22 protein-coding genes and 1 pseudogene are annotated in these 25,372 nt (G+C 66.8%); 15 read left to right on the top strand and 8 right to left on the bottom strand.

Translation table 11 applies throughout. The features are described from left to right. Nucleotides 1–127 precede the first annotated feature (127 nt). The 3 genes from VG561_RS04835 (at nucleotide 128) to VG561_RS04825 (ending at nucleotide 5,547) form a co-directional block, all read left to right on the top strand. A complete protein-coding gene (locus VG561_RS04835) occupies nucleotides 128–2,656 on the top strand; it encodes a membrane-bound PQQ-dependent dehydrogenase, glucose/quinate/shikimate family (RefSeq protein WP_046431508.1) in 2,529 nt (842 codons plus the stop codon). A gap of 123 nt (nucleotides 2,657–2,779) precedes the next feature. Beyond that, nucleotides 2,780–3,868, top strand: coding sequence for a lysozyme inhibitor LprI family protein (locus VG561_RS04830; RefSeq protein ID WP_423179419.1), 1,089 nt, complete (start codon nucleotides 2,780–2,782; stop codon nucleotides 3,866–3,868). Nucleotides 3,869–3,915: 47 nt separating this feature from the next. Next, nucleotides 3,916–5,547 carry a peptidoglycan-binding protein gene (locus VG561_RS04825; protein WP_262093093.1) on the top strand — a complete coding sequence of 544 codons (1,632 nt, stop codon included), beginning with the start codon at nucleotides 3,916–3,918 and terminating at the stop codon, nucleotides 5,545–5,547. Nucleotides 5,548–5,598: 51 nt separating this feature from the next. On the opposite strand, the gene VG561_RS04820 is transcribed toward VG561_RS04825, so the two are convergent. After that, entirely contained in the window at nucleotides 5,599–6,588 is a 990-nt protein-coding gene (locus tag VG561_RS04820; RefSeq protein WP_423179418.1) for a zinc-dependent alcohol dehydrogenase family protein, read from the bottom strand. A 121-nt stretch (nucleotides 6,589–6,709) separates the two neighbouring features. Between VG561_RS04820 and VG561_RS04815 the strand changes: the two genes are divergently transcribed. From VG561_RS04815 to VG561_RS04805, 3 genes are all read left to right on the top strand, one after another. After that, complete coding sequence (locus VG561_RS04815) at nucleotides 6,710–7,615, top strand: LysR family transcriptional regulator (protein ID WP_032962018.1); 906 nt, start codon at nucleotides 6,710–6,712, stop codon at nucleotides 7,613–7,615. Between the two features lie 83 nt (nucleotides 7,616–7,698). Next, nucleotides 7,699–8,370 (top strand): DUF4952 domain-containing protein, encoded by a 672-nt coding sequence (locus tag VG561_RS04810; protein ID WP_258014705.1) that lies wholly within the window; start codon nucleotides 7,699–7,701, stop codon nucleotides 8,368–8,370. Then, nucleotides 8,291–9,667, top strand: coding sequence for a serine hydrolase domain-containing protein (locus tag VG561_RS04805; protein WP_229653780.1), 1,377 nt, complete (start codon nucleotides 8,291–8,293; stop codon nucleotides 9,665–9,667). The genes VG561_RS04810 and VG561_RS04805 overlap by 80 nt, the downstream gene beginning before the upstream one ends. 16 nt (nucleotides 9,668–9,683) lie before the next feature. Here the strand turns inward: VG561_RS04805 and VG561_RS04800 are convergent, their stop codons facing one another. Beyond that, the gene (locus VG561_RS04800) at nucleotides 9,684–10,076 is read right to left on the bottom strand and encodes a DUF3037 domain-containing protein (RefSeq protein WP_423179417.1); all 393 of its coding nucleotides are present in this window, start codon (nucleotides 10,074–10,076) and stop codon (nucleotides 9,684–9,686) included. Next, entirely contained in the window at nucleotides 10,054–10,830 is a 777-nt protein-coding gene (locus VG561_RS04795) for a HipA family kinase (RefSeq protein WP_046431494.1), read from the bottom strand. Before VG561_RS04795 ends, VG561_RS04800 begins: the two co-directional genes overlap by 23 nt. Before the next feature lie 467 nt (nucleotides 10,831–11,297). Here VG561_RS04795 and VG561_RS04790 point away from each other — a divergent pair, with 467 nt between their 5' ends. The 3 genes from VG561_RS04790 to VG561_RS04780 all read left to right on the top strand — a co-directional run bounded on the left by VG561_RS04790 (nucleotide 11,298) and on the right by VG561_RS04780 (nucleotide 14,777). Further along, nucleotides 11,298–11,627 (top strand): hypothetical protein, encoded by a 330-nt coding sequence (locus VG561_RS04790; RefSeq protein ID WP_014647641.1) that lies wholly within the window; start codon nucleotides 11,298–11,300, stop codon nucleotides 11,625–11,627. A 168-nt stretch (nucleotides 11,628–11,795) separates the two neighbouring features. After that, a complete protein-coding gene (locus VG561_RS04785) occupies nucleotides 11,796–14,258 on the top strand; it encodes a S9 family peptidase (RefSeq protein WP_111207043.1) in 2,463 nt (820 codons plus the stop codon). Nucleotides 14,259–14,456: 198 nt separating this feature from the next. Further along, a complete protein-coding gene (locus VG561_RS04780) occupies nucleotides 14,457–14,777 on the top strand; it encodes a hypothetical protein (protein WP_041863592.1) in 321 nt (106 codons plus the stop codon). Nucleotides 14,778–14,790: 13 nt separating this feature from the next. Here VG561_RS04780 and VG561_RS04775 read toward each other — a convergent pair whose 3' ends face one another. Next, nucleotides 14,791–15,774 carry a hypothetical protein gene (locus VG561_RS04775; RefSeq protein WP_423179416.1) on the bottom strand — a complete coding sequence of 328 codons (984 nt, stop codon included), beginning with the start codon at nucleotides 15,772–15,774 and terminating at the stop codon, nucleotides 14,791–14,793. 138 nt (nucleotides 15,775–15,912) lie between these two features. Here VG561_RS04775 and VG561_RS04770 point away from each other — a divergent pair, with 138 nt between their 5' ends. From VG561_RS04770 to VG561_RS04760, 3 genes are all read left to right on the top strand, one after another. Then, nucleotides 15,913–16,878 (top strand): DUF2268 domain-containing protein, encoded by a 966-nt coding sequence (locus tag VG561_RS04770; protein ID WP_262224708.1) that lies wholly within the window; start codon nucleotides 15,913–15,915, stop codon nucleotides 16,876–16,878. A 49-nt stretch (nucleotides 16,879–16,927) separates the two neighbouring features. Further along, nucleotides 16,928–17,710, top strand: a complete 783-nt coding sequence (locus VG561_RS04765) for an SGNH/GDSL hydrolase family protein (RefSeq protein WP_014647636.1) — start codon at nucleotides 16,928–16,930, stop codon at nucleotides 17,708–17,710. Nucleotides 17,711–17,851: 141 nt separating this feature from the next. Further along, entirely contained in the window at nucleotides 17,852–18,529 is a 678-nt protein-coding gene (locus tag VG561_RS04760; RefSeq protein ID WP_262093102.1) for a hypothetical protein, read from the top strand. A 3-nt stretch (nucleotides 18,530–18,532) separates the two neighbouring features. Here VG561_RS04760 and VG561_RS04755 read toward each other — a convergent pair whose 3' ends face one another. Further along, nucleotides 18,533–19,078: a thioesterase family protein gene (locus VG561_RS04755; RefSeq protein WP_046431478.1), complete on the bottom strand. Its 546-nt coding sequence runs from the start codon at nucleotides 19,076–19,078 to the stop codon at nucleotides 18,533–18,535. 69 nt (nucleotides 19,079–19,147) lie between these two features. Here VG561_RS04755 and VG561_RS04750 point away from each other — a divergent pair, with 69 nt between their 5' ends. After that, a complete protein-coding gene (locus VG561_RS04750; protein WP_197606218.1) occupies nucleotides 19,148–19,723 on the top strand; it encodes a TetR/AcrR family transcriptional regulator in 576 nt (191 codons plus the stop codon). Between the two features lie 34 nt (nucleotides 19,724–19,757). On the opposite strand, the gene VG561_RS04745 is transcribed toward VG561_RS04750, so the two are convergent. Then, nucleotides 19,758–20,081 (bottom strand): hypothetical protein, encoded by a 324-nt coding sequence (locus tag VG561_RS04745; protein WP_014647632.1) that lies wholly within the window; start codon nucleotides 20,079–20,081, stop codon nucleotides 19,758–19,760. 204 nt (nucleotides 20,082–20,285) lie between these two features. On the opposite strand from VG561_RS04745, the pseudogene VG561_RS04740 reads away from it, so the two are divergent. Next, nucleotides 20,286–20,767, top strand: a pseudogene (locus VG561_RS04740) (hypothetical protein); the annotation flags it as partial. Between the two features lie 203 nt (nucleotides 20,768–20,970). Next, a complete protein-coding gene (locus tag VG561_RS04735; RefSeq protein WP_321210534.1) occupies nucleotides 20,971–21,489 on the top strand; it encodes a hypothetical protein in 519 nt (172 codons plus the stop codon). 46 nt (nucleotides 21,490–21,535) lie between these two features. On the opposite strand, the gene VG561_RS04730 is transcribed toward VG561_RS04735, so the two are convergent. Together VG561_RS04730 and VG561_RS04725 are read right to left on the bottom strand one after the other, a co-directional pair. Further along, the gene (locus VG561_RS04730) at nucleotides 21,536–23,644 is read right to left on the bottom strand and encodes a TonB-dependent receptor domain-containing protein (RefSeq protein WP_262093104.1); all 2,109 of its coding nucleotides are present in this window, start codon (nucleotides 23,642–23,644) and stop codon (nucleotides 21,536–21,538) included. 194 nt (nucleotides 23,645–23,838) lie between these two features. Further along, the gene (locus tag VG561_RS04725) at nucleotides 23,839–25,275 is read right to left on the bottom strand and encodes a serine hydrolase domain-containing protein (protein WP_262093105.1); all 1,437 of its coding nucleotides are present in this window, start codon (nucleotides 25,273–25,275) and stop codon (nucleotides 23,839–23,841) included. Nucleotides 25,276–25,372: the final 97 nt, after the last annotated feature.

Below are 25,372 nucleotides of genomic sequence, written 5' to 3'. Positions count from 1 at the left end.
GCCGCAAGGTTGAGCTACGCGACGACGCCGGCCCTGTGCCGGCGTCGTCGTATCCGGATGCCGCACATACGCGCGCGCTTCACGTCGGCGGTGGGATAACGGCGCATGCTGCCCCCGGAGATCGACGATGTCCGCCACGCCGCCGTCCGCTCCTGCTCCCGTCCGCGCCTCCCGGCATCCTCTCGTTACCGTGCTGTCGCTGCTGCTGGTCCTGCTCGGCCTGGTCATCGGCGGGCTCGGCGCATGGCTGCTCAGCCTGGGCGGCTCGGCGTACTACGCCATCGCCGGGGCCGGCCTGCTGGCCAGTGGCCTCCTGTTGTTCGGCAATCGCCGCAGCGGCGCGCTGCTGTATGCGCTGGTGTTCGCCGGTACGCTGTTGTGGACCTGGTGGGAGTCGGGCAGCGACTACTGGCGCTGGGTACCGCGGCTCGGCCTGGTGACCGCGCTTGGCATCGTGCTGGCGCTGCTGGCGCCCACCCTCCACCAACCGGTTTCCAGGCGCCTGTCGCGCAGCGTGGCCGGCGTGCTGATGCTGGTGTTCGTCGCTGCCTTCGGATTGGCGTTCGCGCCGCACGGCGAAGTGGACGGGCACCAGCCGTTCCCGGAAGGCGCGGCCAGCGTCGGGCTGGAACCGACCCGCGACACCACCGGCCTGCAGCCGGCCGACCAGCCTGCCGAAGGGGACTGGCCGGCGTGGGGGCGCAGCAATGCCGCCACCCGCTATTCGCCGCTGCAGCAGATCACCCCGGCCAACGTGGCCACGCTGCAGCTGGCCTGGCAGTTCCGCACCGGCGATATGCCGAAGAAGCGCTGGGGTGCGGAAACCACGCCACTGAAGATCGGCGACCGTCTGTACCTGTGCACCGCCCGCAACCGCCTGATCGCACTGGATGCGGCCAGCGGCAAGGAAGTGTGGCGGTTCGATCCGAAGGTAAAGGACGCTTCGATTCCATACACCGCCGCCTGCCGTGGCGTGAGTTATTACGAGCAACCGGCCACGCCGATCCTCGCCGATGCCGCATTGGCCGATGCCGCTGCTGATCTGGCGTTGCCGGAACCGCCGCCCAGTGCCACCCGCAGCGCTGCACCGGGCAGTCGTCCGGCATGCTGGGCGCGCATCATCGAGGGCACGCTGGACGGGCGCATCATCGCGGTGGATGCCGACAGTGGCCGCCCCTGTGCGAATTTCGGCAACAACGGCCAGGTCGACATCACTCTGGGCATGGGCGAGGTGCCACCGGGCTATGTGTCGATCACCTCGCCACCGGCCATCGTGCGCGGGGTGATCGTCACCGGCCACCAGGTGCTGGATGGTCAGCGCCGCGACGCGCCGTCGGGCGTGATCCAGGCCTACGATGCGATCACCGGCAAGCTGCGCTGGGCGTGGGACATGGACCAGCCCGAACGCAGCGGCCTGCCGCCGCATGAGCAGACCTACACGCGCGGCACGCCGAACATGTGGACCACCGCGACCGGTGATGAGGCGCTGGGGCTGGTCTATCTGCCGCTGGGCAATTCCGCTGGCGATTACTGGAGTGGCTCACGCACGGAAAACCAGAACCGCTACGCGACGTCGCTGGTGGCGATCAATGTGGCCACGGGCAAGCCGGCCTGGCATTTCCAGGCGGTGCGCAAGGATGTGTGGGACTACGACCTGGGTTCGCAGGCCAGCCTGATCGATTACCCGACGGCGGCTGGCAAGGTGCCGGCGCTCCTGCTGCCGACCAAGCAGGGTGATCTCTACATCCTTGACCGCCGCAACGGCCAGCTGCTGACCGCCGCCGAAGAGCGCAGGGTGCCGGTCGGCGGTGTCGAACCGGAACAACGCTCACCCACGCAGCTGTTCTCGCTGTATCACACGCTGCGCCGGCAGCATGACCTGACCGAGCGCGACATGTGGGGCATCACCCCGGTCGACCAGCTGATCTGCCGCATCCAGTTCCGCAAGGCGTACTACGAAGGCTTCTACACCCCGCCGAGCAGTGATCGCCATTCCATCGAATATCCCGGCTACAACGGCGGTTCGGATTGGGGAAGTGTGTCCATCGATACACGCCGCGGCGTGATCGTGGCCAACTACAACGACATGCCCAACTACAACCGGCTGGTGCCACGCGCCGAGGCCGACAGGCTGGGCTGGCTGCCACGCGAGAAGGTCCGGTTCGACAAGGGCGGCGCCGAAGGCGCGGGCGACCCACAGGTGGGCACGCCCTACGCCATCCAGGTGAACGCCGGTTGGCGCCTGCCGTTCACTGGTCTGCTGTGCAAGCAGCCACCCTATGGCGGCATCCGGGCCATCGACCTGCGCACCGGCAAGCTGCTGTGGGACCGTCCGTTCGGCAGTGCGCGCGGCAACGGACCATTCGGCATCCGTTCCGGCCTGCCCATCGAGATCGGCACGCCGAACAATGGCGGTTCGGTAGTCACCGCCAGCGGCCTGATCTTCATCGCCGCCGCCACTGATGACCTGCTGCGCGCCATCGACCTGAAGACCGGCAAGGAGCTGTGGCATGCCAAGCTGCCCGCGGGTGGCCAGGCCAATCCGATGGTGTACGCGCAGGGCGGGCGCCAGTACGTGGTGATCATGGCTGGCGGCCACCATTTCATGGAAACCCCGAACGGCGATTACGTGATGGCCTACGCACTGCCGAAATAGCGCTGCCGGCCTGAGTGCGGCCTACGGGCTGTGACCGCTGTCGCTGAAGTTGCGCTGGCGACCGGGCAGCATCCATCATCGGAACAGGACGGGGCCGGCCAACGCCCCCAGGGAAGGAAACGCATGCTGAACTCCGAACGCCTGCCGGGGCGTGCCACCCGGCTGCTGGCAGGACTGCTTCTGCTTGGCCCTTGCCTGTGGGCAAGCGCGCAGGCGTCGCCCCAGCCCGCCGCACGCAAGGTGCCCAGCGGTGCCGAACTGATCGCAGGCGATGCGCGCTCTCTGAGCCCCGCTCATGCGCCTTGCATGGCGGCCGCAGGCACCGCGCTGGACGCCCGTCGCCGTTGTGCCGACGCTGAACTCAAGGTGCACGACGATGCACTCAATGCCGCCTACAGCGCGGCGCGCTCCACACTGACCGCCAGTGATCAGCAGGTGCTGCGCGATCTGCAGCGGCAATGGCTGCACCAGCGCGACAGCCGGTGCCCGGAAGGCAGCACGGCCGTTGCCCAGCTGGATTCACAGCAGTGCCGCACGCACATGACCCTGCTGCGTGCCCGCCAGTTGCAGGGCGGCGGTGCGGCGGCGCTGGTGGCGGAAGCCAAGGCGGCCCCGGCGCCGGCGCAGGCCGCTGTGCATGCCGCCGATGCCGCGCCCGACAAGCAGGGCAGGATCGTCCTGCGGCCCGGCGAGGGCAGGCTCACACCGGCACTGCAGGTGGTCTTCCAGGTGACCGATTGCAGCGGCACCGACAACGTGACGACCTGCGAGGTGCGGAGCATGGGCGTGACCCGTGGTGGGCGCAACGTGGTGGTCACGGACGTGCAGCCGCGCCTGACCCGCGCCGGCACCGGTGCCCAGGGTGCGACCGCCGTGCTGCTGACCGTTTCGGATTTCAATGGTGATGGCGTGCCGGACCTGCAGGTGTGGCAGGACAACAGCGGTGTCTACAACGTTCCGGTGCATGCGTTCTACCTGTTCGATGCCAAGCGCAACCGCTATGTGCGTGCCAAGGCGTTGGAAGCGGCCATCGGTGGGCGCGACATCGACCATATCGACAATGGGCGGTTCGTGCTTCGCGCGAAGGTCAGCCCGTGCGAGCGCGAGGACAAGGTCATCCAGCTGCGCGGAACCGGCGCGCGCACGTTGCTGCAGCGCCGCTATGACACCTGCAGGGGCGAGGCCCCTACCGAATCGGACCTGCTGAAGTAGGTCTTCCCCCGACGAATGGATGCGTTCCGGAACTGGAGAGCTGAAGGATGAGCGAAGGCTATGGAAAAGGTGGGTCGGGCTTCGGCCTGACCCGGGACCAGTCGGTCGAGATGATCGTGCGTACCTGCATCGACAACGGCATTACCGACCATCGGCAGATTGCCTATGTGCTGGCCACGGCGCAGCACGAATCGCGTGATTTCGCCGCGCCCGAGGAAGACTGGGGCAGGAAGCAGGCGGTGGATCTGCGCTACTTCGGCGGCGAGGAGTACTTCGGCCGGGGCTTTGCCCACCTCACCCACGTCAACAACTACGAGCGGCTGGGCGAGGCTCTGGGGATCGGCCGCGAGCTGGTCGAGCATCCGGAACGGGCTGCCCAGGCAGACATCGCCACCAAGGTGCTGGTGGTGGGGATGCGCGACGGCCTGTTTGGTGCGCGGCTGTCCGACAACGTCAACGCCAACCATGCCGACTACCGGCAGGCGCGGGCCTCGGTCAATGGCGGTGAGCTGAACAACGGCAGTCCCTATCCAGACGCCATCGCCACACGGGCCACTGAATGGGAATCCCAGGTTGCCGGCCTGGTCCAGCGTGTGCAGCAACCAGGCTTCCAGATGCCGGTGCCGACCCCCCAGGCGCCCGCCGGGGCGATGGACCTGCACCGGGGTGACGCCAACCAGCACGTGCTGGAAGCGCAGCAGTACCTGCAGCGCTTGGACATCCGCAACAACGCCAATGCCGCGATCAAGCCCGACGGTGATTTCGGCGCCTCCACCGAGCAGGCCGTGCGCCGCTTCCAGACCGAGCGGGGTATCAGCCCGGCCAATGGCCGCATCGACGCTGCGCTGCTGGAACGCATGCGCAGCGACACGCTGGCGGTCGATCCGGACTTCAAGCGCCGGACGGTGACCGACCTGACCGGCCCGCTGGCCGACGGCAACCTGGGCCCCGGTGAGAAGGGCGAGCCGGTGTTCGAAATGCGCCGGCAGCTGGAGGCGTTGGGGTACCTGACCGAACCGAACCCACGTGCCGAGCGCGATGCGCGCACGTTTGATGCCGGCATGCAGGCGGCCATGCGCAACTTCCAGCAGGACTATGGCCTGCCGCTGCGCCCCGGCGGCGTCATCGACACGGATGCGCGCCGGCAGTTGAACGATGCCGCCGTCGCTCGCGAACATGCGCCGACCACCGAGTTCGACCGCGCGGAGAACTGGCCGCCGCAGCGTCCGCCCTATACGCGGGCGGAGTTCCAGCCGGAGCAGGTGCAGGCGCGGCAGCAGGCCGCGGCGAATGCACCGGTCGCTGGTCCGGCCGCGCCGGAGCCCGCACCGCAGCCCAATGGCATGGAATCGCTGTCGCCCAGGGACGCCGCGCTGTTCGAGCGCATCCGCCAGGGGGTACCTGGCACCATCGGCGACGAGCACGTCATGCAGGCAGTGCTGGAGTCCAAGCGCAACGGCATCGATGATGCCGCGCGCGTCGACCGGGTGATGATGGCCGGAGACCGCCTGTGGGTTGCCGGGTTGATTCCCGGTGAGCGCGCCAGTGTGGATACGGCACAGCCGGCGCGCTCGATGGAGGAAACGGTGAATGATCTGGCCGGTGACAACCGGCAGCGCGAGCACCAGCTCACCCTCGAAAGCCGCCAGCATGAGAACCGCGGGCCTTCAATGGCCTGAGCCTGCGGCAGCGACGTGCCCGCAGTGGGTCCGTCGCTGCCGGCAGGGTGTTTACAGCGTCACCACCACTTTGCCGATCTGTTCGTTCGATTCCAGGTAGCGGTGGGCGTCCTGGATCTGTGCGAAGGGGAACACCTTCGCGATCTTCGGCGCCAGCGTGCCCTTGTCCAGGCCGTCGACGATGAACGCCTTGGCACGTGCCAGCGCGGCATCGTCGGAGACGATTTCCGAGTACAGGTAGCCCTTCAGCGTCAGCGACTTGCCCAGCACGTTGAACAACGGGAACGGGGTGGGTTCGCTGCTCAGCGCGCCGTATTCCAGCAGGATGCCGCCACGGGCCATTGCCTCGGTCAGCGGCACGAACTGCGGGCCACCGATCGGGTCGAACACCACGCGGGCGCCGGCACCGCCGGTGATGCGCGCCACTTCGGCTGCCAGGTCCTGTTCCTGGGTGGCGATGACATGGGCGGCACCGGCATCGAGCAAGGCCTGGCGCTTGCCCGAGCCACGGGTCACCGCAATCGGCGTGGCACCCACTGCATTGGCGATCTGGATCGCGGCCAGGCCGACGCTGCTGCTGGCAGCGGTGATGATGACGGAATCCCCGGCGGCCAGCTGCGCCTGCTCCAACAGTGCGCCCCAGGCGGTGACGTACTGCATCCACACCGCAGCCGCCGTTTCGAAGCCCAGCGCCTGCGGGTGCTTGACCACCAGTCGTGCCGGCACGTTGGCCAGCTCGCCGTAGGTGCCCCAGCGGGCGATGTCCAGCGGCGGCACCACGCTCACCGCATCGCCAGCAGTGAATCCGCTCACCGCACTGCCGACCGCCTCGACCATGCCGGCCGCTTCATAGCCCAGCCGGCTGGGGAACTGCGCCTCCTGCAGATAGGCGCCGTTGCGGAACATCACCTCGGCACGGTTCAGGCCGATGGCCTTGACCCGGATCTGGACCTCGTCGGCGGCGGGGGCGGGAACATCGATGTCGTCGATGCGCAGCACATCGGCGCTGCCATATTCGTGGATGCGGACAACCTGGCTCATGGGGGGGGCTCCTGGGCAAGGCCGGCGCTGGGGCCGGCGGAAAGGTGGAGGCTACTGTGCGCGTGGCCTGCCCCCAGAATAAGGGGTAATCTGGCGTTTCATTGAAAACCAATTGTTTGCAATGGACCTGATCGCTCCCCTGCGGACCTTCGTCAAAGTGGCCGAGGTTGGCTCCTTCGCCGCTGCCGCCGACGCGCTGGGCCTGTCGCCGCAGCTGGTCGGCAAACACGTGCAGTCGCTGGAACAACACCTGGGCGTGCGCCTGCTCAACCGCACCACGCGCAAGCAGAGCCTGACCGACTTCGGCCAGGCCTATCTGGCCCGTGCGCGGGTGATCCTGGAGGAGGTGGAAGGCGCCGAGCAGCTGGCCGAAGTGGCGCGCGGGCGGCCGATGGGGCGCCTGCGCGTCAGCGCACCGGTCACCTTCGGCGTGCATGCACTGGGACCGGCGGTGGTGGCCTACCTGCAGCAGTACCCGGACGTGCAGGTTGATCTGAACCTGTCCAACAGCCTGGTGGACATCGTCGAGGACGGCTTTGATCTGGTATTCCGCACCGGTGATCTGGCCGACAGTGGGCTGGTGGCGCGACGGCTGGGGCCGTATCCGCTGGTGCTGTGTGCATCGCCGGCGTACCTCGCATCGCGCCCGGCCATTGTCCATCCGGCCGATCTGAGTCGGCACGAGTGCCTGGGCTTCGCCCATTCGATCATCCGCACGCGCTGGAGTTTCCGCGATGCTGACGGCAGCGTGCTGAGCGTGCCGGTGTCCAGCCGCTTCATGGTCAACCAGGCCGAGCCGCTGCTGACCGCGGCAGTCGGAGGGCTGGGGTTGATCCTGCAGCCCCATGAAATGCTTGCCGCCGCGCTGGCGCGTGGTGAACTGGTGGAAGTGCTGCCGGACTACGTGCCGGTATCGACGTGGATCAACCTGGTGTACCCGCGCGACCGCCAGCTGACGCCCAAGCTGCGCAGTTTCCTGGACTTCTGCGTGGCTCGCTTCAGCGAGCAGACGATGGCACGGCGATAGCACGGCATCGGTTGGCATTCCTGTGACTGCCTGCGAAGGATCGCCCTGAGACGATTGGCCGGTTGCCGCTGCGTAGCGCGCGCTTGCTGCTGGGGCTGGCGGCATTGCTGTTCGCCGCCAACGTGATTGCGCAGCAGACGACTGCGCAGGCGCTGGCCGCGTGGGAAGCGCAGGGGCGTGCGGATGGCCTGGCGCGACCGGATATCGAATGCCAGGATTTCCTGCAGGCGATGGGCCGGAAGCCTGCGGGACTGGAATACAGCGGCTGCAGCCAGGACGACGCGTCCTGCATCAAACCCATGCAGGCCCACTACCGCGTTCCAGGTACCCAGGCAGTGAAGGTGGAAGCCTATCTGCGCGAGACCTTTGCCATGCCTGCATTGCGCTACGCCTGTTGCGGCTGGAGCAATGGCGCGCCGTACTACTGGCGCGACGGCCCGGATGCGGTGAGGTACCAGATCGGCATGGGCGTGGAATCGCTGCCGCATGAGCGGGGCGATTGGCATCGCATCGAGGCGTTCATCGTCACGGCTGAGGTGCTGCGGCAGGGTCCCTGGCATGGATGCAGCGGGCGGTTCCATGATCTAGGATGCGCCCAGGGATACCCGCAAAGGAACTGCCATGAAGGCTGTTGGATGCCTGCTGCTCTGCAAAGTACTGGCCTGTTCGGTGCTGATGACGCTTTGGGCTGTTCCGGCAGTGGGCGCCGCCTCCAGCGTGCGTGCACATCCGCGTGCGCAGGACGCCATCGGTGACTGGCTTGCGGCCTTCAATGCGGGCAGCCTCGAGGGGTTGCAGGCATTCGCCGATAGATACGCGAAGAAGCAAGGCAGCGGTCCCAAGGACTATCTCGAGTTCCGCGAAAGCACAGGCCCCTTGCGCGTACTCGAATCAACCGAGAGTGCACCCGGCCAAGCGAAGCTGCTGGTGATGGGCCAGATGAACGAACGCGCGATGTGGGTGACCGCCGTCATGGACCCGGCCAATCCGTCGCACCTGATGCAGTTCCAGATCGAGGGCACTGAAACGCCGGACAAGCACAAGCCGGCACGGGTTGCATTGCCTGCCCTGATGGCCGACGTCACAGCAAAGCTGGAGGCGCTGCGGGCACAGGACGCGCTGTCGGGCGCGTTGCAGGTGGCACAGAATGGGAAGGTGCTGCTGGACTGGCGCGGTGGTGATGCCGATCGCAGCACTGGAATTGCAGTGGGCGTGGAGACGCAGTTCCGCCTTGCGTCCTCCAACAAGATGTTCACCGCCGTGGCCATCCTGCAGCTGGTGCAGGATGGCAGGCTCAGTCTCGATGACACGATCGGCAAGCACTTGCCGGACTATCCGAACAAGGCTGTCGCCAGCAGCGTGACCGTGCGCGAGTTGCTGTCACACACCAGTGGCCTGGGGGACTTCTTTGGCGATGGTTTCGAACAGTATTCCGCGTCCCTGAAGACGCTGGATGACTACGTGCAGCGGTTCGCCAGGGATGCGCCGCAGTTCACGCCCGGCAGCCAGGACAGCTACTCCAACTATGGCTTCATCGTATTGGGACGCATCATCGAGGCGGTATCGGGGCAGTCGTACTACGCATATGTGGAGGAGCACATCCTGCACCCGGTGGGCATGACCGGCACCGGCTTCGAGCCGGAAACAGCGAGCGTTCCAAAGCGTGCCGTCGCTTACACGAAGCACGATGGGCAATGGGTCCGTGAAACGAAGTCGCTGCCCTGGCGCGGCATGTCGGCCGGTGGTGGCTACAGCACAGTGGCCGATATGGTGAAATTCGCCGAGGCACTGCAAGGCGGGAAGCTGGTTTCACCTGCATTGCTGCAGCAGGCCACCACGGCGCAGAACCACAAGGGCTGGTATGGCTTTGGTTTCGTGGTTCAGGGCGAGGGCAGGGAGCATCAGTACGGCCACGAAGGCGGTGCGCCCGGATCGAACAGTGCCATCGTGGTGCTGCCGGCGCAGGGCTACGTGATCGTTGGCCTGGCCAATGTCGATCCGGATGCGATCGGCAATGTGGTCAACTACATCGCGCGAAGGTTGCCACTGTGAACGCGGCAGGTGCCGTTCATTCCGGTATCCGCACCATCTTCGTCATCAAGTGTTCCACCACACCCGCCGGGTCCGCAGTGCGGCCGACATGCGTGCTCGACATCTGTACAACCGAGCTGCGCTTGGCGGTGAGGAAATGAAAGCGGGCGCGCGCGGGCAGCTTTGCGATGGGTCCGGCGCTGGCGTCGCCACGGCAGATGGCCACGATTGCATCCAGCCATGGCTGCAGCGCGTCCTGGTCCAGCGCCGGTGCGAAGGCACGCAGGCGCTCAGGATCGATTTCGATGGCCGCCTCCAGATGGCGCGCGCCAGGGCAGGAGACGATCACCCCGACGTTGATGAATTCCTCGCGTTCCACCCGCGGCACGACGCGGATGACCGCATAGTCATACGTGTGCAGCGTGGGCACGGATGGCCTCCTGCACGAACACTGCACGCACTTTCAGGCGGTGCTTGAGATAGTCGATATAGCCCTGGCGATAGGCCTGTGGGCTGTCGAACGCCGGTTCGTCCACCAGCCAGCTGTCCGGCACCAGGCCAACGATGCGCTCGATTTCGGCATCGGTCAGGCACGCAGCCAGTTCTGCGTCCACCTCGGCAATGCGGCTGGCGAACGACAGCAGCACGTGGTCGCGGATCAGCACGAACGGCTTCTCGCAGGCATCGCCGGCGCTGGCCCAGTCGTGGTGGAAGTACATGGCCGCACCGTGGTCGATCAGGTACAGCTTGCGATGCCATACCATCAGGTTGGGGTTGCGGGTGGTGCGATCGACGTTGCTGGTGAATGCATCGAACCAGACGATGCGCGAGGCCAGCTCGGCATCCACAGGCATCGCGGCCGGGTCGTAATTGATTGCACCGGGCAGATAGTCCAGGCCCAGGTTCAGGCCCTCGCTGGCGCGGATCAGCTCCTGGATTTCCGGGTCGGGCTCGGTGCGGGCGAACTCGCGGTCCAGCTCGACGAACAGGATTTCCGGAATCGGCAGGCCCAGCGTGCGTGCCATCTCGCCGGCGATCAGCTCGGCGATCAACGCCTTCGGGCCTTGGCCGGCTCCACGGAATTTCAGCACGGCCATGCCGTCGTCGTCGGTCTCGACCACGGCGGGCAGGGAGCCGCCTTCCCGTAACGGGGTGATGTAGCGGAGGGCATGTACGGTGCGCATGGACGCATTCTAGCGTCCTGCCAGGGCAGGCGTGCCGCAGCAGAGCGGGGCGCCAGCTTAATGAACGGGTACCGCGCGAACCGCTTGTTGCAGGTCGCCTGCAATCTTCACTTGTTCCTTCCGCGTGGAGTGGCAGCATTCGTTCCAACGGAGCAACGCACCCGCGTGTGACCTTCAACAGGAGGCGCTCATGCCACTACAGTGCAGCTGTCACGCTTCACCGTGTATGCAACGCAACGCGTGGTGTTGATCTTGACCTGACACGGTCCCGCCATCGGCGCAGATGGCCATCCGCCGCAGTTCCAGCCAAGTTCCAGACACCTTTCACCCATCGCACCCCCGCGTTGCCCGGTCGGGCCTGCGATCCAGCTACTTGCGCCCCGAGAGAGATTCCTGCGTTGCCGTCGACGCTGGCAGCGTGGGACCGCCGAACCCACGCTATCCCCACAGGCTTTGGAGGTGCACCGATGAACGACGAATTCAATGCCATGCTGCCCCCACTGGACGATGCCAAGGCCGAGGAAATGATCGGCAAGGTCGTGCTGGTGGGTGTCACCCGCTATGGTGGCGACGGCCAAGTGCAGGGTCTGGAGCAGTACGCGGGCACCGTGCTGCGCATCAGCGCCGACGAAGGCGTGGTGCTGGCCGACGAAGACGATGGTCATGAGCGCTACCTGCCGCCCATGCTCGACCAGTACCAGCGGGCCGAGCCAGGCGAATACCGCATGCGGAACAGTGGCATGATCGTGGTCGACCCCGATTACCTGACCGCCTGGGACCTGCACGCCCAGCAGTGACGACAGACCACGCCTGGCAGATGCCGGTCCATCGCCGGCCTCTCCGGGCGTGTCCCACTTTGCCCCATCCGGCCTCTAGCCCTTCCGGCCCATTCATCCCATCCCCTGCGGTGCTAGATTCGGGTCCATGCCCGATTCCGGGTACCCATTCACACCCAGGGGATAAGGATGCTGATCCGTCGAACCTCTCTGGCGGCGGCTGTTGCCGTTGCCACCGTCGGCCTGTTGGCCGCTGGCCCGGCCTTGGCCGACTACGCCAAGCCGCCGGAACACCTGCTCAAGGTGCTGAAGGCACCGCCACCGCCGGCGCCGAACGTGGCCCCGGGCGGCCAGCGCCTGCTGCTGACCACCGCGCAGACCTACCCCTCGATCAGCCGCGTGGCCCAGCCCTACCTGAAGCTGGCCGGCGTGCGGCTGGAGCCGAAGAACCGCAGCCGCCATGACACCCCGGGTGGCTACGGCATTCCGGCCTGCGTGGCCGACTTCACCCTGGTCGACATCGGCAGTGGCAAGGAGACCAAGGTCAACCTGCCGCAGGGCTGTGCCACCGGCGCGCTGTGGTCGGCCGATGGCAGCCATTTCGCCTTCCAGAATGCGGTCGATACCAGCGTGCAGCTGTGGGTGGGCGATGCGGCCACCGGGCAGGTGAAGCAGGTGCCGAACGTGCAGCTGAACCCGATCTTCGGCTACACCGTGCAGTGGCTGGGCGGCAGCCAGAATCTGCTGGTGAAACTGGTACCGGCCAACCAGGGCCCGGCACCTTCCAACGGCGGCGTACCGACCGGCCCGGATGCACAGGAGTCGCTGGGCAGCAGTGGCGAGAGCAGCACCTATGAGGCCCGCGACACGCTGACCAGCGTGCACGACGAAAAGCTGTTCGCTTACTACGGTGCCTCGCAGTTGGCCGTGGTAGATACCGCCGCAGGCAGCGTGCGCCCGGTCGGGCAGCCGGCACTGTTCAACGAAGTCAGCGCCGCGCCCGATGGCGTGCACGTGCTGACTGAATCGATCAAGGCACCGTATTCGCACGCGGTGACCTACCAGCGTTTCGCCAACGACGTGGCCGTGCTGGATATCAGCAGTGGCCGCAGCACGCCGATCGCCAGCCTCCCGCTGGCCGACCGCGTGCCGGTGCACGGCGTGCCGGAAGGCCCGCGCGGTTTCGACTGGCGCGCCACCGATCCGGCTACCCTGGTCTACGCCGAAGCGCTGGACAAGGGCGACTGGAAGGTCAACGTGCCGCATCGCGATCGCGTGCTGATGCTGAAGGCGCCGTTCAACGGCAAGCCGACCGAAATCACCCGCACCGCGCAGCGCTTCGAAGGCTTCGCGTGGACCGCCGATCCGGCCGTGGCCTTCCAGTACGAGAACGACGAGAATCGTCACTGGATGCAGACCCGCATCGTGGATGTGGACCAGCCGAAGAAGGAAGGCCGCCTGCTGTGGGACATGTCCAGCGATGAGCTGTACGGCAACCCTGGCAATCTGGTCTTCACCCGCCTGCCGAATGGCGCGCAGGTGGTGCGCCGTGAGGGCAACCATGTGTTCCTCAGCGGCCGCGGTGCCTCGCCGCAGGGCGACCGTCCGTTCCTCGACCGCCTCGACCTGGCCACGTTGAAGAGCGAGCGCCTGTTCCGCAGCAGTGCAGACGCCTACGAACAGTTCCTCGGTTTCAGCAACACGCCGGGCCGCTACCTGACCTGGCATCAGTCGGTGATCGATCCGCCGAATGCCTTCGTCCGCCAGCAGGGTGAGGCGGTGGCTGATGCGAAGGCCGGCGAGGCGCAGTTCGCGTCCACCGCGACCGCACTGACCAAGCTGGTCGACCCGACACCGGAAGTGCGCCAGATCAAGAAGCAGCTGGTGACCTACAAGCGCGCCGACGGCGTGGACCTGTCGTTCACCCTGTACACGCCGCCGGGCTACAAGGAAGGCCAGCGCGTGCCGGCGATCCTGTACGCCTATCCGGCCGACTTCGCCAACGCCGCGCAGGCGGGGCAGGTGTCCGGTTCGCAGCAGACCTTCACCCGCCTGCAGCCGTACCGCCTGATGCTGCTGGCCGGCTACGCGATCATCGACAACGCCTCGTTCCCGATCGTGGGCGATCCGAAGAACGCCTACGACACCTACCTGGAGCAGCTGGAAGCCGACGCCAAGGCGGCGGTGGACAAGGCCGTGGACATGGGCGTGGTTGACCGCAACCGCATCGGCGTGACCGGCCACAGCCACGGCGGCCTGATGACCGCCAACCTGATCGCGCACACCAAGCTGTTCAAGGCCGGTGTGGCGACCAGCGGTTCGTACAACAAGACCTTTACCCCGTTCGGCTTCCAGAACGAGCGTCGCTCGGTGTGGCAGGCGCAGGACGTGTACCTGAAGGCCTCGCCGTTCTTCTATGCCGACAAGATCAAGCTGCCGCTGCTGCTGGTCCACGGCGAGGACGACGCCAACCCGGGCACCGAGCCGTTCCAGTCGCGCAAGCTGTACCAGGCGATCCGCGGTAACGGCGGCACCACCCGGCTGGTGATGCTGCCGAACGAGCCGCACTGGTACACCGCGCTGGAATCGAACGAACAGTTGGTGGCGGAAATGCTGAACTGGTTCGATACCTACGTGAAGAACGCCAAGTGAAGGAACAGGAAGGCCGCCTCAGAGCGGCCTTCCTGCATCCTGTAGAGCCGAGCCCATGCTCGGCTGCCGCTGGCCTGTAAACAGATTGAGGTGCTCTGCAATCAACTGTGGAGACACGGTAACGGCGTGTTACCGGCACATTCGCACGCCACGCAAATGATCTAGGCTGAACCTGATAGCTCGTTTCAGGTCACTGCGATGAAAGCCATTCTCCTTGCTGCAACGTTGTCGTTGGCCCTGGTTTCAACCGCCCATGCCCAGTCGTTTCCTGCTGAGCTGACGCAATTGGGCATCGTCGCCGGCATGCCCTATGCCAAGGCCAAGCGCCTGCTGGATGCGGCAGGCTGGCAGGCGAGTCCGGCACAGGGCGCCCCCGAGTCACTTGAGGGCTTTCCCGAAGTCGGATGCCAGAAGGGCGGAAAGCAGTGCGCGACAACCTTCGAGAAGGGCGGGCAGCAGATCGCGGTGCAGCTGGGCACTACCTTGGCAGGGCAGCCGTTCGTGCAGGGCGCTGATTGAGCGTCTGCCACTCTCACGCCAGCGGTAGGCGATCCTGCGCGCGTGACAGCCGGTCATGCAGGTCACGCACATGCTCGGCCTTGGCATGCACCCGGGTGGTATCGCCGAAGCTGCGCAGGTAGGCGCAGGCGGCGAAGCCGGCACTCTTCTTTTCGTAATCGGCAATCCAGGCCAACCGGTCCGGGTTGTTGGCCTGTTCGGCTGACCACGCAGCCACCGGTGGCCTGATGCGATAACGCAGGCCGACGCGCCACGGCTTCGGTGTCAGTCGCGCACGGAAGCAATGCTGCAGCCGGCACATGCGCGCGTACAGGGTGTCGGTGCCCAGTGCCTTGAAGAATGACTGGAGCTGCTCGTCCTCGGGTGAGAACGTGGCATGCATCGCCAGCACGCGCAGCCCCGCCGGGGTGCGGTAGACGCGCAGATGCCAATCGGGATGCTGCTCGCTGAAGGCGTCCACGCGCTTCAGCGCAAGCCCTTCAGCACCGCCGGCAGCGGCCAGGCGCTGCTTCCGCCGCATCAGCAGTGCCGCGTTGACCAGCAGCACTGCCGCCACACCCAGTACCAGGCCCATCAGCCAATGCCAGAGCACGGTGCCGATGACGGCGCCGGCAAGCAGCACGAGCGCAGCGACGATGGCCGGTATCACACATCCAGCCGGTGGCTGCGCATGGTCGATGTCGGCGAACAGCACGTCGGGGCTGTTGAGACACAGCGCGCCATAGCTGTTGCGGGTGATGATGACATCGCCATCGCGCTGTACGATCTGCTCGCGGATCGGCACGCCCTCCACACCGTAGTTGCTGCGCACTTCGCGACGCGGCAGCACCTGCCCGGCGATGATGGCGTTGAGGGCTTCATGGGCACGTGCGTCGGCGTGGGCCTGGGCTTGGGCGGGCCCCTCGTCGGACCAGCCGAAGCGGCGCACGACCATCGGCCGGCCACGGAAACGGGCCTGCAGGCGGGCTTCGGCCCAGTACGCGGGAACGATCATCATCGTGCGGTGCTCCATCATCCATGGCAGGTGCCTGAGTGAGTCTGGCACAGCCCCGAAGGGCCTGCATGTGCCCGCTGCGGTGGCCGGGGCGGAGTGGTAGATTGCGCGCTTCGCATGCACTCCACCAAGGACGGAGCGATGTCCAGTTTCCTGCGTTGCCTGCTTGCCCTGGCCTGTGCCGGGGCGGTCGGCGTGGCGTCGGCGGGAACCCCGCCGGGGCCGCAGATCCTCACCACCGATGCCAGCCGCTTCTACGCGCTCTACGACAGCACCGGCGGCAAGCCCAGCATCGCCCAGCTGGCCGGTTACCTGGCCGAAGGCAGTCCGGGCCTGGGTGAACTGGCGAAGGCGCGCCGGGTCACGCCCGAGCGTATGGCCGAGGCCATTGCCAGCCAGCCCGGGGTGTATGCGCAGGGACGCGGTTGCCTTGCAGAGCTGCCGGCGGTGAAGCAGCGCCTGGTGCAGGTGTTCGGCAACCTGCAGGCGATCTATCCGCAGGCCGCGTTTCCGCCGGTGACCATCGCGGTCGGCCGCGGCCGACCGGTCGGGTTGACCTCCAAGAGCGGGGTGATCATCGGCCTGGAAGCGCTGTGCGCAGCCGATTTCATGAATCCCAATGTGCAGGACCGCTTCGTGCACGTGATCGCGCACGAGTACGTGCACATCCAGCAGACCGGCCTGACCGACGTCGAGCCGGGCGACCCGCATGCGACGGTGCTGCGTGTTTCACTGGGCGAAGGCATCGCCGAGTTCATCGGCGAGCTGATTTCCGGCAATGTCGGCAACGGTCGCCACGCGGCCTGGACCCGTGGCCGGGAAGTACATATCGAAAGCGCCTTCGCACTGGATGTGGACAGCACCGATCTGTCGCCGTGGCTGTACAACTACAGGCCCGGTTCGCAGGAACCCTATGATCTGGGCTACTGGGTGGGCTATCGCATCGCCAAGGCCTATTACCTGCAGGCCGAGGACAAGCGTGACGCGGTGCGTGCGCTGATCCAGCAGGACAACCCGAAGGCGATCCTGGCCGCCAGTGGCTGGACGCCAGGCATGTGGATGCCGGCCAAGGTGACCGGCGTGGCGGCGCGGTCGGCGGCACGCTGAGCGCGGGGCCGCGCGCTAGACTGGCGCAGACATTCAACGGAGAGACCCCATGCGTTCCTTGTCCGCTGGCCTGGCCGCGGTTGCCCTCGGTAGCGCGATGAGCGCCCATGGGATGGCGGCCGACGTGCCCGCCGTCAACCCGTTGTTGGTGGAACCTGTCGAGCGACTGCGCCCGGACGAGGTGCGCTTCATGCAGCAGCGCCTGGCCGATTGGCCGGAACTGCAGCGTTACCGCGATGCCAACGCGCGACTGCCTGCCGCCGTACCGGGGCAACCACGCGTGGTGCTCTTCGGTGACTCGATCACCGAAGGCTGGGGCAGGGAGGGCAGCGCGACGTTCTTTCCCGGCAAGGGTTGGCTCAATCGCGGGATCAGCGGCCAGACCACGGCGCAGATGCTGGTGCGTTTCCCGCAGGACGTGCTGGCACTCAAGCCGCGGGTGGTGGTGATCCTGGCTGGCACCAACGACATCGCCGGCAACACCGGCCCGTCCACGCAGGCGATGATCGAAGACAACCTGCACGCGATGGTGGACCTGGCTCGTGCACATGGCATTGCCGTGGTGCTGGCATCGGTGCTGCCGGTCAGCGATTACCCGTGGTTGCCGGGCACGGCACCTGCGCCCAAGGTGCGCGCATTGAACGCGGCATTGAAGCGCTATGCCGATGCGAAGCAGCTGGTCTATCTGGACTACTACACGCCGATGGCCAATGCCGCCGGAGGGCTGGATCCGCAGCTGGCCGACGACGGCGTGCATCCCACCGCGAAGGGCTATGCGGTGATGGCGCCGTTGGCCGAGGCGGCGGTCAAGCGCGCAATGGCGCTGGAGTAGGCACAGTACCCGCACTGCACAGGATCCAGCCCGCCAAGGTACAGTGGCGCCGAAGCTGGCCACGCCGCGTGGCCGCCAGGGACGATGGGGTGGGTGATGCGGAAGGGAATCCAGGGATGGCTTTGCCGCAGTGGCGCAACGATGGCCTTGCTGCTGGCCGCCGTGCCGGCGTTCAGTGCAGACACGGCGGTGCCTTCGCCGCTGACGCGTGAACCGGTGGGCGGCGTTTCGTTGGCCGAATGGACCGCCCGCTGGTGGCGCTGGGCCGACGGCCAGGGCGGCGCGCCCTATCTCGACCCGGATGGCCGCGTGTGTGATCTGGGCCAGGAAGGCCCGGTCTGGAACCTGGCCGGCACCAATGGCCGTTTCCGGCCACATCGCGAATGCGTGGTGCCGGCTGGCAAGTACCTGTTGCTGCCGATCATCAACATGGCGCACTACCAGGTGGATGAGGCTGTGTCCTGCAAGGAGCTGCAGGCGGGGGCGGCGGTCAACAACGATTACCTGATCAGCGCGGTGGTGCTGCTGGACGGCCAACCGCTGGGCGACATGCGCAGGCATCGGGTCCGCAGCGAAGGCTGCTTCCGCATGGATGCTGGCGACGAACACTCTCGGCTGGCCGCCGCCGACGGCTATTGGGTAATGCTCAAGCCGTTGCCGCCGGGCCGGCATACCCTCAGCGTGGGTGCCAACTACGGCGTGCCGGATGGCGGCGCATACAGCCGCATGCGGCAGTCCTTCGAGTACGTGCTGCACGTGGGAGGGCGCACCCAGGTCGTGTCGCGCGAACCGCACGCGGTGCCGGTGGCGGCCCCCTGAAGCTCAGGCGTCGTCCTGCTTCAACGCCGCATCGGCGGCCAGCAACGCTTCGGCGGCCGCACTGAGCGGCGGCGACGGCGGGGCGACCACGCCGATCGCTTCCATCATCTTCGGCATGCCCAGGAACTGCCGCGCACGCCGGTCGTAGATGCCGGTGACCAGCAGCGCGCGCGTGGCGATCTTCTGCTCGGCGCCGATCAGCACGCGCTGCTCCATGATGCCGCGCGAGCCGACCCAGCCCACCAGGCGCGTTTCCAGGGTGAAGCGCTGGAACGGCTTCAGCTCGCGACGGAACTGGATGGTGCCGGCGCCTACGATGGGCGCCCACTTCTCGCGCAGCGCCACCCGGCCCAGGCCCATGCGCAGGATCAGGTCCAGCCGGCCCAGGTCGAAGATGTTCCAGTAGCGACCGTTGGTCATGTGCAGGTTGCTGTCCAGGTCGTTGGGCAGCACCCGGAACTGCAGGCGCGAGACCCCGAACGGGGCCTCCAGCTTCGGCCGGAACAGGCTGTACAGCAGAAGGTGGAGCAGGCGGAACCAGAGATTCATGGTTATGACGACTGTTATAGAATCGCCGGTACGCTAATCTATGACGACTGTCTTAGCAAGGAGCCCGCCGTGAGCCCGCGTCCCTCTGATGCGCCACAACGCGTGATTGATGCTGCGGCACAGATGCTGGCGCGCGTGGGTCTCAATGCCACCAGCATTCGTGAGGTGACCAAGCTGGCCGAGGCACCGCTGGGCTCCACCTATCACCACTTTCCCGGCGGCAAGCAGGAGTTGCTGGCGCGCGCCACCCACATGGCTGGCGACAAGGTAGAAGCGCTGCTGGTGGAGCTGCTGAAGGGGGGGGCGGTGCAGGGCCTGCCGCAGTTCCTGGCGATGTGGCGTGAGCGCTTGCTGCGTTCCGGGTTCCGCGCGGGCTGTCCGGTGCTGGCCGCGGCAGTGGAAGAGCCGGTGGAGGCCGTGCCCAGCCAGCCACGTGTTGCTGCTGCCGAAGTGTTCGCGCGCTGGCAGGGGCACCTCGCCTCGGCGTTCGTCGCTGAAGGGCGCGCCCCCGCAGCGGCGGGCGAGCTGGCCAGCCTGGTGATTGCCAGCGTGGAAGGCGCAGTGGCGATGTGCCGCGCACTGCAGGACATCGCCCCGTTCGACCAGGTGACCGCGCAGTTGCTGAAGGCGGCCGCGCGTCCTTGATCCGGCTATCCGCGTGCGGAAGACGCGCAGCAGGTCATCGGAAGATCATCAGATAGCCCCAGCCGAGCCCGATGGGCAGGAAGGCAGCGATGGCCGACGCGCCCAACCAACGCAGGTAGCTGCGGGAGGCGGGGGATCCCTGCCGCTTGAGGGCCCAGGCATGCGTCGGGAGCACCAGCAACGCCTGCACCGCAAAGGTGGCCACGGCGGCAAGCCATGCCACCAGGACGCCGAGGCAGCCATCGCTGATGCAGCGGCTACCAAACCACGAACCCCAACCGGCGAGGCCAATCATTGGAACGAACATCACGAGGGCGGTGGAGCGGGTGAGCTGGGAGACGTGCATGCCGTAGAGCATACTTTTTCGTAGCGGAAAATCATGATCCAGCCGCCGGCGCGCGGGTACAAGGCCGGCGCCAGTGCGGCCTGTGGGTGATGGACCCACGGCCCCATCGCGCTGGAATCCGTCCACCACCGCCTACGCGGCCCGGCAAGGATGTCCGCATGCAGCATCAGGTTCCCGAAGTCCCTGGCCGCGCTGCCTCCGGCCCCCGGCGGCGGAATGAAGCGCTCACGCCATTTTTCACGCAGTCCACTGAAATTGCCCGTAAACCACGGCAGCGAAGTCGTGCGTGCGCGCCAGCACCTGCAGCAGCGGGGTTGGCCACGCCTGCAGATGGCCCTGATCGTCGCCCTGACCGGTGCGGCCGGATTCCTTGCCTCGTACCTGCTGCGCCTGGCCGGCATCGACGCGATGTTGCTTCGCTACCCGATGGCCGTGTTGCTGGCCTATGGCGTGTTCCTGCTGCTGGTGTGGATCTGGATCCGCTGGCGCTGGGCAACGTACTGGAGGGACTGTCGCCGGATGTGGGCGGTGGCAGCCCATCGCCTCGCATGCAGGGCATGCAGGAACAGGGATGGTGGCGGGTATGCGTGTCGCATACGATCTGGCCGCTGCTCGGCCTGCTGCTGTTTTTCGCCGTACTGGGCTGGCTCGCGCAGGAATGCGTGCCGGGTGCGAGCCATCTGCTGCAGGTCATCCAGGGGGGGAGTGCGGTTGGCTCCTTCATGTCGCCTGGACCCGCCCCGTTTTCAGCTGCACTGAACAGTAGGCTATGATCGCGGTCGGCCGGGATTCGTGTCCCGGCGGTGTCACCTATCGGGAGCTTGTCGTACTGCATCTGAAACAGGGGCGCTGGATGGCCGGACGCCCACTGGGACACACAACCACTGACGAGGAAGAGCGCATGGATGTCGCTGCACGCAGGAACAGGACGTTGTTTCGTTGGATCATGGTGACGCTGCTGGCGGCGTTGTTGCCGTTTGCAGCCCTGGCGCAGCCCGCAACCGGGCAGGCCGATGGCGCCGAAGCCGCCACCGCCGCGGACGAGGCGCAGTGCCGCGCCTGTACCTATGAGCGCATTGGAACCAAGGTCGATATCGGCCTGGTGGCACTGGTGTCGCTGCTGGTGGTGGGCCTGCTGACCGCGGCGTCACGGGAATGGGGCACTACCTCGCAGCGCTGGACCTGCCGCACGCTGGCCCTGCTGCTGGTGGGTGTCGGTCTGGCGTTGCTGTGGTGGGCTGGCAGCGTCGTCTACCTGGGCTACAACCCGTGGCAGGAAATGGCCGCCCCCGCCGATGGCTCGCTCACCTCGACACTGCTCAGTACCTCGCCGAAGTGGTTGGCGGCACTGGTGCTGATCGGCTTGGCGCCTTCCATCTGGAAGCGCAGCGAGCGCCTGCCGGCCTGGCGTATCGGCTGACACTGGAACGGCGGCGCCGGATCACACCCGGCGCCGCCTGCGGCAATCAGTCAAAGCGCCAGCGCATGCCCGCATAGACGCCACGACCTTCGCCCGGGGTCGAGCGCGCGACATCCTTGCCGGCGTCGTCGTAACCCGGCGTGACCGTAGCGGCGTAGTGGCGGTTGCCGAGGTTGCGCATCTCCACCCAGGCCTGCCAGCGGCCACCGGGTGCGTCGTAGCCGATGCGGCTGCCGAAGATCACATGGCTGTCGGCCCAGTAGCTGTTGGCGTAGTCGACGGCGATGCGCGAGGCGTATTCGGTATTGAGCGCGGCGTACAGGCCGGATGCATGATCGAAGCGCAGCTCGGCCTGGTAGGCGTGGCGCGGCAGGCCGGGCAGGCGGTTGCTGCCGAAACGCGCGTCGTGGCGGTAGCGGAAATCGCTGAAGGTATAGGCCTGGCGAAGCGACAGCCGGCCCGGTGCAGCCTGCCACAGCGTGCTGTCCAATCCGGCCTCGATGCCGCGGTGAACGGTGGGGCTGGCGTTGTTCTCGGCGATGAACAGGTTCGGCACCGGTTGCAGTTCAACGCTCAGCAGTTCGTGGTTCACGTGCGCGTAGTAGCCGGTCAGTTCCCAGCGGCCCAGCGCCGCGTCACCGCGCGCGCCCAGTTCCAGCGTGGTGGCGGTCTGGTTCTGCATCGGCACCGGCGCGCGCTGGCGGCCGGTAGACGGGCCATTGCCTGGCCCGAAGTACTGGTTCGAGCCCCAGATCATCGACCACGGGTGCGGCGCCTCCACCGAGCGGCTGAGGTTGCCGAACCACTGGGTCTGGGCGCTGTGCTGCCAGGTGAAGCCCAGTCGCGGCGCATGGTCCCAGTCGTGGTCGCGCAGGCGGCCACCGCTGCTCGGCCAGGTCACCTGCACATCGCGACGGGTGTTGATCAGTGCCAGCCCGGTCTGCATGCGCAGGCGGTCATTGAAGGTGAGGGTGTTGCCGACGTGCAGCGTGCTGTCGGTGCCGTGGTGCCGGAAGTCACGCGTGCGCGTGCCGGCGGCATAGCCGTTGCTGGCAAAGCGCAGCGACTCGCGCACATCGGCGTCCAGATCGTGGGTGACGCGCAGGCCGACCGTGGTTTCGCTGTCCAGGCCGAACAGCCGGTGGCGGCGGCGGTAGTCCAGCGTGGCGTTGAGGTTGGCGTAGTCCAGCTGCTGCCGGTACAGGCTCTCGTTCAAGTCCATCGGGTACGTGTGATAGACCAGCCCGGCCTGCAACGAGGAGTCTTCATCGATCTGCAGCGTGGTGACGTTGCCCACCCAGGTGCTGCCCGGCTGCGGGCGACGCGCATCGATGGCCAGGTTGGCCGCATTCGCGGCACGCGGATCGTTACGGATCTGATCGCGGGTCAGGCGACCGGGCGTTTCATGATTGGTTTCGCGGTAGCGCACGAAGAAACGCGTCTGCAGGTCGGGCGTGATCTGCCAGCCGATGTTGGCCATCGCGCCCTTGCCGTCGCCGCGCGCATGACGCTGGTAACCGTCGAATTCGGTATCGGTGTAGGCCAGGAAGTAGTCGACATCACCACTGACGCCGCCCCAGCTGATGCCGCGCTTCTGGTAGCCACGGCTGCCGGCTTCGTAGTGCAGCTGCACGCCCGCCGAATCACGACCGCTGCGGCTGACGTAGTCGATGGCACCACCCAGCGCCAGCGCGCCACGCTCGAAGCCGTTGGCGCCGCGCAGCACTTCCACGCGCGACAGCCACAGCGGTTCCAGCAGCTCGTAGGGCGTGCCGCCCGGGCCGGTCAGTGGCAGGCCGTCGATCGACACCGCAATGCCCGAGGCGTGCGCGCCCGGGCCCCGGTTGATGCCCGAGCCACGGATCGAGATCTTGGTGCCCTCATTACCCGGCGACTGCGCGCTGATACCCGGCTGGTAGGCCAGCACATCGGCGCTGGTGGATAGTCGGCTGTCGGCCTTGGCAACGTCGATGACGTTGCTGGCGCCGGGGATGCGCTTCAGCGCTTCGCGCGCCTGCGCGCTGGTACCGGCGGCGGTGACCTGTACGGCATCCAGCGTGGTGGCCTGCGGGGCGGCGGCGGCGGTGGAAGCCAGGGCGAGGGAAACAGCCAGGAACAGCAGCGACGGGTGGGGGCGGTACGACGGAAGCGACATGCGGGAATGCTGTAAACCACGAAAGTGGCGCGCAAGTTAACAGGTCGACAGCGCCGCGTCACCCGCCGGCGGCGTATGGCCGCCCGCCGTGTTCCTGTAGAGCCGAGCCCACGCTCGGCTAATCGCGCGCAGCGCGGGTTGTCTGCCATCGCAACGAAGAGCAGCCGAGCATGGGCTCGGCGCTACAGCAGGGTTTATGGCGAGGGTTTCGCCAGCTTCTTGGCCTTCGCGTACAGCCGATCAGCCGCTTCCCTATCGCCCAATGCCGCATGGCACTCGGCCAGGCTGTCCCACGCGTTGGCCGAATCCGGATACAGCTCGGCGTTGAGCGCGAACACTTTCAGCGCCTTGCTGGCACCAAGACTCTCGCGGATGGCATAGCCATCACCGTTGATCGCACGCTCCAGTTCGCCGGTGGGAACGCCATTGCTGTCGCGCAGCCAGCTACGCATCTGCGGCTTCGCATCGGTGCTGTCATCCAGCGCATAGCCGATCAGCCGCTCGGACAACACCGCATGCGGAAACTCCCCGGGCGCAACCACCGCCATCGTGCTCTCCACCAGCGTGCTGGACCAGACATTGCGGGCGCTGCCATTGGTCAGGTACACGAACACCCAGTAACCGTTGGCCAGCGTGCCCTTGTAGGCCAACCGCGCACGAACGCGGGTGCCACCATCGTGGCCGACCTGGGTGTAGCCGTCGCTGCGGGTGGTGTCCCAGCCGGTGGAGAAGAAGTTGCTGCCGCCACCGCTCAGCTTCTGCGGCTGCCAGAGTTTTTCCAGGGTCGCCGTGCGCACCAGCTTGCCGGTCGCCAGCGCCTGCAGGAAACGGTTCATGTCGCCCACGGTGGTCTGCAGGTCGGCATGCCCCCAGCCGTAGTTGGGCCAGGGATCTTCATTGGCCGGTTGCAACGCGCCATCCTTGCCGATGTACGGCACCGCCGCGCGCTCGACCGGCACGTTGGCGATGCCCCATGACGTGCTGGTCATCTTCAATGGCTGCAGGATGCGTTCGCGCGCGATGGCCGGGTAGGGCGTGCGGTAGTGTGCTTCCAGCAGCGCTGTCAGTACCAGGTAGTTGGCCTGGGTGTACTGCATGCGGCTGCCGGTGGCGAACTGCATCGGTGCCGCGCCGGCGACTTTCAGCGCAGCGGCAAGGTCAGGCGCTACACCGGGGTAGCCCTTGCTCACCCAGCGGTTATCCACCCGGTCGTAGTACTCGCCGATGCCGGAGCTGTGGTTGAGGAAATCACGCACGTGGATCGCCTGCCATGCAATCGGCAGGCCCGGCACGTAGCGGCTGGCCGGCGCATCCAGATCCACCTTGCCCTGATCGACCAGTTGCATCACCAGCGTGCTGGTCAGCAGCTTGGCCATCGACTGCGCGGCGAAGATGGTCTCGACGGTGGCAGGGGCATGGGCAGCGGGATCACGTTCACCGCTGGCGCCCTGGTAGAGCACCTGGCCGTTGTGTGTGACCAGTACCGCCTGGCCGGCAATGCCGTAGCGCTCGCGGTTGCTCTGCAGTTGGGCGTCGAGCTGAGTGGAGAGAGTGGTGGGGACGTCACGCGCCGAAGCGGGCGGGATCGCAAACAGCGTGCAGAGCAGTGCGGCAGCGAGCGTGCGGTACATCGCGGTGATCCATCAGCGGTGATGGCGCATGTTGGTCACGACCGACGAGCGGGTCAAGGCCGCCGATTCCCGCATCGGGGAGAGCCGGCCAGCGGCC

The sequence above is a fragment of the Stenotrophomonas sp. CASM110 genome, from assembly GCF_049384345.1.
GTDB lineage: Bacteria > Pseudomonadota > Gammaproteobacteria > Xanthomonadales > Xanthomonadaceae > Stenotrophomonas > Stenotrophomonas muris.
The sequence above is the reverse complement of the archived record's forward strand: the minus strand, read 5'-3'. Positions and strand labels throughout refer to the sequence as shown.